Raw genomic sequence first — 9,569 nt, 5'->3', positions numbered from 1 at the left:
GTACTCCCTAGAAAGGAGCCCTACGACCGAGGTTTTTGGCATTTGACATTGTGCACGCTGTTGAGTTCTCAAGGATCGGACGCACCCGACTTCAGGCCAAAAAGGCTGTCGCTCCGGGGCACTTCGATGTTTATTGTTTCTTGTCGTTCGTTCTCGGCCAGAAACTGGATTCGAAGCGAACTTCATCAAGCTGTACACAGCGAAGACTCGCTGTGTTTTCTGCTTGGGATTTGGTCCCGCTTGAGGCCGGTAGCTCTTCGGCTTTCCGAACCTGTGGGGTGACGAGAGATGACTATACGGGGGTTTTGGAGGGCCCCGCAAATCGCATTTGCATCCCGGGCGTGTCGGCATCTGCGGCTAGGGTCGAGAGACCAGCAACGGCGCATCAGGGAAGGCCCTCCATGGACAGCACACACGACATCGTCATCGTCGGCGGCGGCCATAACGGCCTCACCGCCGCGGCCTATCTCGCCCGGGCCGGTCGCAGTGTTCTGCTGCTCGAGCGCGACGACCACGTGGGTGGCGCGGCCATCTCGGCCGACGCCTTCGCGGGTGTGGATGCTCGCCTCTCCCGCTACTCCTACCTGGTGAGCCTGCTGCCGGCCCGCATCATCGACGAGCTCGGTCTGGCCATCGAACTCGCCCGGCGCCGGTACTCGTCGTACACCCCGGACCCCGCCAACCCGTCGACCGGGCTCCTGGTCGATTCCGGTGACCAGGCCGCCACCCGCGCATCCTTCGACCGGATCGGTGCCGACAAGGATGTGGCCCGCTGGCAGCAGTTCGGCGACGACCTCGTCCGCGCTGCCGTGGCGCTGTTCCCCACGGTGTGTGAGCCTCTGCCCGCCCGGTCGGAGGCCCGCCGCCTCGTGGGCGACGACGAGCTCTGGAAGGAGCTCATCGAGCATCCGCTCGGCGACATGATCACCAGGCGGTTCGGCAACGACCTAGTGCGCGGGGTGGTGGCCACCGACGGACTGATCGGCACGTTCACATCGGTGCACGATGCCTCTCTCGACGCCAACCGGTGCTTTCTCTATCACTCCATCGGCAACGGCACCGGGGACTGGGACGTGCCGATCGGCGGTATGGGCGCCGTCACGGGTGAACTCGAGCGCGTGGCCAGGGCGGCAGGCGCGCGCATCCTCACGGGTGCCGAAGTGACCGGCGTCGACCCGGACGGTGCCGTGCGCTACCGGGTCGATGGTCGCGAAGAGACGGTTCGGGGCGGGCGCGTGCTGGCGAACGTGGCGCCCTGGGTGTTGCGCGGCCTGCTCGGTGAGGCCCCCGGCGACAAGCCGGAGGGTGCTCAGGTGAAGGTGAACCTGCTGCTGCGCCGGTTGCCCCGGCTGCTCGACCCGACGGTCTCTCCGGAGGCGGCGTTCGGCGGTACCTTCCACATCAACGAGACCCTCACCCAGCTGGAGGGCGGTTACGCCACGGCCAGGTCCGGTCAGATCCCCACGCCGCTGCCCTGCGAGATCTACTGCCACTCACTGACCGATCCGAGCATTCTCTCCCCCGAGCTCGCGGCCACCGGAGCGCACACCCTCACGGTATTCGGGCTGCACACGCCCGACCGGCTGACCCACCCCGACAACGCCGCGACCCGGGCACAGCTGCAGGCCGCCGTTCTGGCGTCACTGAATTCGGTGTTGGCCGAACCGATCGAAGACCTGCTGCTGACGGCTGCGGCCGGGGCGCCCTGTATCGAGACGAAGACCACCGCCGACCTCGAGGCTGCTCTCAACCTGCCCGGCGGAGACATCTTCCACGGGCTGCTGTCGTGGCCGTTCCTCGAGGACGATGAGCCCAGGGACACTGCGGCCCAGCGTTGGGGCGTCGCGACCGAGCATGCGCGGATCCTGCTCTGCGGGGCCGGCGCACGGCGAGGCGGCGGAGTGTCAGGAATCGGCGGCCACAACGCCGCGATGGCGGTGCTCGAGGGGGACTGAGCCGTCTGGCGGCGGCCTGTAATCAGGCATAGCCTCAAGGGAAAGGCTCGTGTTGCACTCAATGTGGAGGTCACCATGCCCACCCAGCCCCTGCCCGGACCGCCGGATGTCGCCCACGCCACCGGGCGGTTCGCCCACCGGGAGGACGGCCTGTATCTGTTGTTCGACCGGATCTTCACGGCGGCGCCCGAATACATCTGGGAAGGCCTGACCAAACCCGAGGCGCTCCACGGCTGGATCGGCACCTACACCGGATCGCCGCGCACAGGCGCGGTGCGATTCCGGATGGAGTCCAAGACCGATTCCCAATGGGAATTCGTGAGCATCCTGGATTGTGAGCCGCCCAACCGGCTGGCTCTGGATATCGGTGAAGATGAGGATGCCTGGCGGGTGCTCGCGCACCTCTCCGAAGGCTCGGGCAAAACAGTGCTCACCTTCGGGCTGCGGCTGCACTCCGCCGCCGAAGCCGCGACGTTCGGACCGGTGTGGGACTACTATCTCGATCGATTTGCCGCGTCCCGCACCCACCACACGCTGCCGCCGTTCAGCCGGTACTACCCGGCGCTCAAGCGGCACTACCAGGAGCTGATCGTGCCGACGCGCACGCATCCGCTCACCGACTCGGTCTGAGCCTTACTCCCAGATACTGGGCGCCGGCGCCCGGGTGGCCGGCATGGCCACATCGGCACTCCAGTCGAGCAACCAGGCCGGCACCGTGAGTTCGTCGGGCACCGCGCCGACAGCCGCTGTGAGTTCGTCGATGGTGACGACCCCGCCGGTGCGCTTGAGGAACCGGCCGCGGATGAAACCGCGTGCGTAGACCTCGACCTCGCCGGCCACAGCCTCCGGACCTTCGGTGGGCCGCACGAAGCGCTGCTCCACGTAGACGGCCTTCTCGTCGAAGCCCAGGATGCGCGACTCCACGGTGAAGCGCTGGCCGAGAGTGAGCGACTTGCGAAAGCTGATGGTTTCGGCCACGACCACCGGGTACCAGCCCTTGGCTTGGAAAATCGCCCAGATGCCGGTGCGGTGCAACATGTCGAACCGGGCGATGTCCATGATCGACAGGTAGACGCCGTTGTTCATGTGCCGCAGGATGTCCTGGTCGGTGGGCAGGGTGATGAACCGGGTGCGGGTCACGTCATAGTGCCCGAGCCGGGGGCCGAAGCGCGACAGCAGCGAGTGGAGCAGGGTTCGAAAGAACATATGCACCCGATGAGGCTAACCCGCCGAAGCCTCCGCGAGGGCTAGCAGGGCGGATTTCTCGTCGATCGTCTGCAGCACCCGGTCACGCAGCACGATGCGGCCACGTGCCACGGTGTGTCGCACGTCGGTCGCGGTGGCCGCGTAGACCAGCGCAGACCAGCGGTCCCGGGTGGGCTGGGCGTTCAGGGAGTCGATCCGCACCACCTGCAGATCGGCCTGCATGCCGGGTTCGATTGTGCCCACATCGGTGAGGCCCAGGGCGCGGGCGCCATCGACGGTGCCGAGCCGCACCGCCCGTTCGGCGCTGACCATCGTGGGGTCGTTGGTGGTGCCCTTGTGCAACAGCGCCGCCATGCGGACTGCTGCGAACATGTCGAGCGCGCCGGCGGATGCGGCCCCGTCGGTGCCGAGACCCACGGCGGCGTTGGCGGCAAGCAGTTCGGGCAGCCGGGCGATGCCGCAGCCGAGCTTGAGATTGGAGACCGGGCAGTGTGCCACGGCGGCGCCGGTGGCTGCGATGCGGTCGATCTCGCCGTCGGTGAGGTGCACGGCATGGGCCAGCACGGTGCGGTCGGTGAGCAGCCCGGCCTGGTCGAGCACCGCGACCGGCCGGTCCCCGTTCACCCGGCCGGCCAGGTCGACCTCGCCGAGGCTCTCGGAGGCGTGGGTGTGCACCCGGGCGCCCACCTCGGCGGCCAGCGCGCGGATCTGCTCGAGCTGGTCGCGGTCGAGCAGGTAGGCGGAGTGCGGCATCACCCAGAGCTCATCGGTCGGGCTCTGCGCCCGGTTGTCGGCCAGGATGGCGCGGGCCTGGGTGAGCATGCCGGCGAAGTCCCGGCCCTCCGGGTCGAGGTTGCCCATGAAAGTGGGTCCGTTCAGCAGCCGGAAGCCCGCCTCGGCGGCGACGGCGCGGGAGGCTTGGGGGAACCAGTACATGTCGAGCGCTGTGGTGGTGCCGCCGGCGAGGCTCTCCGCGATGCCGGCGCGGGTTCCGATGGCGACGGCCTCTGCGCTCAGGGTGCGCATCTCGGCGGCGATCATGCGCTCGAGGAAGACCTCGAGGGTGACGTCGTCGGCGGCGCCGCGGAACAGGTTCATGGCCAGGTGGGTGTGCGTGTTCACCCAGCCCGGCGCGATCACGCAGCCCGGGTTGTCGAGCAGCTCCGCTGCCTCGTACCGGGCCCGCAGGTCGGCAGCCGGCCCGACCGCCACGATCAGCCCGGCCCGGATGGCCACGGCGCCGGCCTCGACGACGGTGCCGGCGTCGTCGACGGTGAGCACGGCATCCGCAGTGAGGATGAGGTCGACGGCTTCTTGTGCCATCAGGCGAGCTCGGGCAGGGCCACGAGGGCGTCGAGGGTGACGGCCATGCCGCGGGCGACGCCATCCGCCACCACTGTGCGATGCGGGTCGTAGCCGGTGGTATCGACGAGGTCGTCGGCGTTGGCGCCGTCGATCACCAGGCCGCCGCCGGCGCGCACGCCGCGGGTGGAGGCGAGGACGAGCAGGGCGGAGAGCTCCATCTCGATGGCGAGCACGCCGAGCTTGACGTAACCGGCCTGGTTGAGATCGATGATGCCGGGGTAGAACGCGGCGCGGGTCCAGACGATGCCGCGGTGGTGCGGCGCATCGTGGGCGAGCGCGGCCGCGGCGAGGGCGAGTACGACCTCGGGGCTGGCGGCGGCCGGGTAGCTCTCGGGCACGAGCTGGTGGGTGACGCCGTCGTCGCGCACGCAGGACTCGGCGATGATGAGATCACCGTCGCCGATGCCGCGCAGCAACGCTCCGGCGGTGCCGAGCCGGATGATGGTGTCGACGCCGGCATCCATCAACTCCTGGAAGAGGCAGATGGCACCGGGCGCACCCACGCCATGCGACGACACGATCACCTCGGTGCCGTTCCACTCCCCCACGAACGAGCGATACTCGCGCTGGTGGGCAACCTGGCGCACGTTGCCGAGCTGAGTGGAGATCTGTTCGGCTCGGAACGGATCGCCGACGACGAGCGCCCGAGTGGGCAAGCCCCGCTTGGGGAGCCCCGTCACCGGAAAGGTATCGACCTGGTTCATGAGCGCTCCTCTGGCTGGCGTGACCCGGAGGGGGCCTGGCACGTTTCCTGCCTTGTCTACCATGCGCAGGATGGGAGCGAGGTGACTACGCCAGGGCGGGCTCCCCGGGAACAGCCTGAGCGAGGGCCTGCTTGGCCTGAGCGGGCAGGGCAGCGACCTTGCGCACGAACGAACCGAGCCGGCGGTAGACCTCTTGCGATTCGGGGTGACGGGCATCCTGCTGCCAGGTGTGCCGAGTGTTCGTGCGGTGCCGGCCGTAGATCACGGTGTCGACGAGCACTGAACGGCGGCGGAGCGCCTCGATGAAGTTGAGGTTGGCGCGATAGAAGTAGTCCCGCTCCGAGGTGGTGATGAAGACCGGGGGGAAGCCCTTGTCGAGCCACTCGATCGGGGAGAGGAAGCGGGCGGCATCGCGCAGTGACGTGCCGCGCTCCCGCTCGGGCAGCAGCATCCTGAGGAAATTGAGGCTGAGCACGAAGTGCCGCTCGAACATCACCGAGAAGTCGGCGATGCTGCAGTGTTGCACGAGGCCGCGCAGATGGCCCGGCTCGATCTGCAGGTCGAGGTTGAAGTGCGCGGCAAGGTCAGCGTCGTTCGCCGCCGCGGTGAGCAGTGCGGCAATATGGCCGCCGGCCGAGTCGCCGCCGATCACGATGCGGGTGGGGTCTCCGCCGTATTCGACGATGTGGCGCTTGACCCAGGTGAGCACGGCGTTGGCGTCATGCAACATGTGGCCGATCTTGAACCGGGTGGCCATGCGGTAGTTGGCGTTGATGACGACCATGCCCTCGGTGGCCTGGCTGGCGGCGTACTTGGTGAGCGGGGCCTTGTCACCGGAGGTCCAGCCACCGCCGTGGAAGTAGATGTAGACCGGCAGCGGCTCGGCGGCTTCGACGGCGTCGTGCGGCACGAGCACGTCGAGCCGGTGGTCACGGATGCCGTCGCCGACGTAGTCGAGGTCGAAGTGGTAGTCGACCGTGTCGATGGGGTCGGCGTTGAACTTGTGCAGCTCGCCCGGGGCGATGCGCGTCATGATCGCCTTCCACAACCACACCGGCACCCTGGACAGTCCGGTCTCGCGATGAGTGAGGTGGGCATCCGCTGCGGGGCCTGCGGCCGGATCGAACGTGACGCTGGAGTGTGGAGGTGTCTGGAACATGGTGCCTTACTGCCGATGTGGCGCTGCCGGACGCGGCTAGGTTCTGCCGATCTGGCGTTGATAGCGCTTGCATCGTTTTACGGCCGCCAGACGACGATAAGCGTCGTACTTTGAGATGACCTGAGAATCACTCACGTATCTGCGCGCCGCAGTTGCGCGGGCTCGGCGCCGGTTCGCGGGTGGCGCGCCACCCGCGAACCGGCGCGCAGCCCGCGAACCTCGGAACTCGGCCGAGCGGGCTGGTCAGGCGGCAGCCTCGGCGCCTCCGGCCACTCCGGTGGCTTCGAGCACGCCACGGGCCAGGGTGTGGAAGTGCACGTTGAAGCCGAGCACAGCCGGGGTGGCCTCGAGGTCGAGGTCGAGGCTGGGGACATCCAGGGCATGCACGACAAACTGGTAGCGGTGGGTGCCCGTTCCGGGAGGCGGGCCGGCACCGATGAACGTGGGCTGGCGGGCCTCGTTGGGCATCACGGCCGAACCGGCCGGCAGCAGCGGTGAGTTCTCCACCCCGGCGCCGGTGGGCAGGCTGTCGACGTGCGCGGGAATGTTGAAGACGGCCCAGTGCCAGTATCCGGACCCCGTGGGGGCATCCGGGTCGTACACGGTGAGCGCAAAGCTCTGGGTCTCGGCCGGGAAGCCGCTCCAGGCCAGGTCGGGCGAGACGTTAGCGCCGCCTGCCCCGATGCCGTACTGGGCCGCAGCGAGCGGGCCACCATGGGTCATCACCGAGCTGGTCAGGCTGAACTGCGGCACCTCGCCGAAACGGGCGAAGGGATCAATTGATGTCATGCACACTCCGTAGAACTAGTGGCGGTCTGGTTGGCCCAGCCTACGTGGACCCACGCGGCCGATGATTTCGCCCCGACCTAAAATGGGGAGGTGGCCATTCCGAAGATCCTGCTGTACTACGTCTTCACCCCGCTGAGCGACCCCGAGGCCATTCGGCTCTGGCAGCGGGACCTCTGCGAATCACTCGACCTGCGCGGTCGCATCCTGATCTCGAAGGACGGCCTGAACGGCACCGTGGGCGGCGACCTGCCCGCCCTCAAGCGCTACGTGCGCAAGACCCGCCAGTACGCACCCTTCAAGGACATCGACTTCAAGTGGAGCGAAGGCACCGGCCTCGACGAGACGGGATCCAGCCTCGACTTTCCCCGCCTGGTGGTGAAGGTGCGCGACGAGATCGTCAGCTTCGGCGCCCCCGACTCCCTCAGTGTGGATGCCGACGGCGTGGTGGGCGGCGGCACCCGCCTCGCCCCGGCTGAACTGCACGCGCTTGTGGCCGAGCGCGGCGATGACGTGGTGTTCTTCGACGGCCGTAACGCCTTCGAGGCCGAGATCGGCCGGTTCCGCGGCGCGGTTGTGCCCGACGTGGCCAACACTCGCGAATTCGCGGCGGAGCTGGATAGCGGCAAATACGACCACCTCAAGAACCAGCCCGTGGTGACCTACTGCACCGGCGGCATCCGCTGTGAGGTGCTCTCGTCACTCATGAAGGACCGCGGCTTCGGCGAGGTCTACCAGCTCGAAGGCGGCATCGTTCGCTACGGCGAAGCGTACGGCGACGACGGCCTGTGGGACGGCTCGCTCTATGTCTTCGACCAGCGGATGTCGGTGGACTTCAGCGACCACGCCGCGGTGCTCGGCCGCTGCCAGGCCTGCGGCGCAGCCACCAGCCACATGCTCAATTGCCGCGACCTGTCGTGCCGCGAACAGCTGGTGGCCTGCGAGAACTGCGTGGCTCTGACCGCACCGGCCTGCGCGGCACACGCGGCCTAGGCCGACCACTCGATCGGCCCCAGTCACGGTCAGGCTGGGCCCCGCCTGACTGCGTCCGCAAGATAGTTGCTTGCGCACTTACCTAGCGTGTGCAATCATTTAGTACGCGCCGGCCTCGACAGGCTCGACCACCGATGCGCGTGGTCGCCGCGAACGCGCCAGCGCAGAACCTCCCCCGAATCGTGAAGGAATCAGCATGCCCATTGGATTGATCGCACTCGCCCTCGGCGGCTTCGGGATCGGCCTGACCGAGTTCGTCATCGCCGGTCTGCTGCCTGAGGTGGCGGCCGACTTCGCCGTGAACGAGGCGGCCGCCGGCTGGCTCATCTCCGGCTACGCCCTGAGCGTGGCGGTCGGCGCCATCCTGCTGACCGCAGCCGTGACCCGGCTGCCACGCAAACACGTGCTGGTGGGCCTGATGGTGCTCTTCATCGCCGGCAACCTGGTCTCGGCCCTCGCCCCGACCTACTCGCTCATGCTGACCGGCCGCATCATCGCCGCCCTCTGCCACGGTGCTTTCTTCGGCATCGGCTCGGTCGTGGCCGCCAGCCTGGTCGAACCGAGCAAGAAGTCCGGCGCGATCGCCATCATGTTCACCGGCCTCACCCTGGCCAACGTGCTCGGCGTGCCGTTCGGTACGTTCATCGGCCAGAGCTTCGGCTGGCGGGCCACCTTCTGGGCCATCACCGTGATCGGTGTCATCGCCCTGGTCGGCATCATGGCCCTCGTGCCCCGCGCCACAGAAGAGACCGCGCACGTGAGCAACCTGCGCGGAGAGCTGCGCGCCTTCCGCTCCGGCCAGGTCTGGCTTTCGCTGGTGGTCACCGTGCTCGGCTTCGGCGGCATGTTCGGCGCATTCACCTACATCGCCTTCACCCTCACCGAGGTGAGCGGCTTCAGCAGCGCGGCCGTGCCGTGGCTGCTCGTGGTCTTCGGCGCCGGTCTGTTCGCCGGCAACATCCTCGGCGGCAAGGCCGCGGACCGACGCCTCGACCCCACCCTGGTGGTGCTCCTGATCGGGCTCACCGTGGTGATGGTGTTCTTCGCCCTCACCGCCGCCAACCCCGTCGCCACCGTGATTGCCCTGGTTCTGATGGGCGGTTTCGGCTTCGGCACCGTGCCCGGTCTGCAGACCCGCATCATGCTCTTCGCCGACACCGCCCCCACGCTGGCCTCGAGCGCGAACATCGCCGCCTTCAACGTGGGTAACGCCCTCGGCGCCTGGATCGGCGGCATCACGATCAGCGTGGGCCTCGGTTACACCTCACCGCTCTGGGCCGGCGCGGCGATCACGGCGGCGGCAGCCGTCGTGATGATCATCGCCGCTACGCGCCGCAGCGCGCTCGCTCCGGCGAGCGCCGCCCCCGTCGCTGTAACCACCACGGTCTCCTGATCCCCTCA

At 68.1% G+C, this 9,569-nt stretch carries 9 protein-coding genes; 4 read left to right on the top strand and 5 right to left on the bottom strand.

What is annotated here, in order from left to right; all coding sequences use genetic code 11:
* Positions 1 to 401 precede the first annotated feature (401 nt).
* Positions 402 to 1,955 carry a phytoene desaturase family protein gene (locus tag CTB96_RS05645; protein ID WP_110125876.1) on the top strand — a complete coding sequence of 518 codons (1,554 nt, stop codon included), beginning with the start codon at positions 402 to 404 and terminating at the stop codon, positions 1,953 to 1,955.
* 75 nt (positions 1,956 to 2,030) lie between these two features.
* A complete protein-coding gene (locus CTB96_RS05640) occupies positions 2,031 to 2,585 on the top strand; it encodes an SRPBCC domain-containing protein (protein WP_146215754.1) in 555 nt (184 codons plus the stop codon).
* Positions 2,586 to 2,588: 3 nt separating this feature from the next.
* Here CTB96_RS05640 and CTB96_RS05635 read toward each other — a convergent pair whose 3' ends face one another.
* The 5 genes from CTB96_RS05635 to CTB96_RS05615 form a co-directional block, all read right to left on the bottom strand.
* Positions 2,589 to 3,167 (bottom strand): acyl-CoA thioesterase, encoded by a 579-nt coding sequence (locus CTB96_RS05635; RefSeq protein ID WP_181397151.1) that lies wholly within the window; start codon positions 3,165 to 3,167, stop codon positions 2,589 to 2,591.
* A 9-nt stretch (positions 3,168 to 3,176) separates the two neighbouring features.
* A complete protein-coding gene (locus CTB96_RS05630) occupies positions 3,177 to 4,484 on the bottom strand; it encodes an amidohydrolase family protein (RefSeq protein WP_110125873.1) in 1,308 nt (435 codons plus the stop codon).
* Positions 4,484 to 5,230 carry a nucleoside phosphorylase gene (locus CTB96_RS05625; protein ID WP_110125872.1) on the bottom strand — a complete coding sequence of 249 codons (747 nt, stop codon included), beginning with the start codon at positions 5,228 to 5,230 and terminating at the stop codon, positions 4,484 to 4,486. Before CTB96_RS05625 ends, CTB96_RS05630 begins: the two co-directional genes overlap by 1 nt.
* Positions 5,231 to 5,315: 85 nt before the next feature.
* Positions 5,316 to 6,389 carry an alpha/beta hydrolase gene (locus CTB96_RS05620; RefSeq protein ID WP_248283230.1) on the bottom strand — a complete coding sequence of 358 codons (1,074 nt, stop codon included), beginning with the start codon at positions 6,387 to 6,389 and terminating at the stop codon, positions 5,316 to 5,318.
* A 243-nt stretch (positions 6,390 to 6,632) separates the two neighbouring features.
* Positions 6,633 to 7,178 carry a YbhB/YbcL family Raf kinase inhibitor-like protein gene (locus tag CTB96_RS05615; protein WP_110125870.1) on the bottom strand — a complete coding sequence of 182 codons (546 nt, stop codon included), beginning with the start codon at positions 7,176 to 7,178 and terminating at the stop codon, positions 6,633 to 6,635.
* 90 nt (positions 7,179 to 7,268) lie between these two features.
* Between CTB96_RS05615 and trhO the strand changes: the two genes are divergently transcribed.
* Both trhO and CTB96_RS05605 read left to right on the top strand, forming a co-directional pair.
* On the top strand, positions 7,269 to 8,168 hold the full coding sequence (gene trhO, locus CTB96_RS05610) for an oxygen-dependent tRNA uridine(34) hydroxylase TrhO (protein ID WP_110125869.1): 900 nt from the start codon (positions 7,269 to 7,271) through the stop codon (positions 8,166 to 8,168).
* A 196-nt stretch (positions 8,169 to 8,364) separates the two neighbouring features.
* Positions 8,365 to 9,561, top strand: a complete 1,197-nt coding sequence (locus CTB96_RS05605) for an MFS transporter (RefSeq protein ID WP_110125868.1) — start codon at positions 8,365 to 8,367, stop codon at positions 9,559 to 9,561.
* Positions 9,562 to 9,569: the final 8 nt, after the last annotated feature.

It is taken from the genome of Cryobacterium arcticum, from assembly GCF_003185895.1.
GTDB classification, from domain to species: domain Bacteria; phylum Actinomycetota; class Actinomycetes; order Actinomycetales; family Microbacteriaceae; genus Cryobacterium; species Cryobacterium arcticum.
This window is presented reverse-complemented; position numbering and strand designations above follow the sequence as displayed.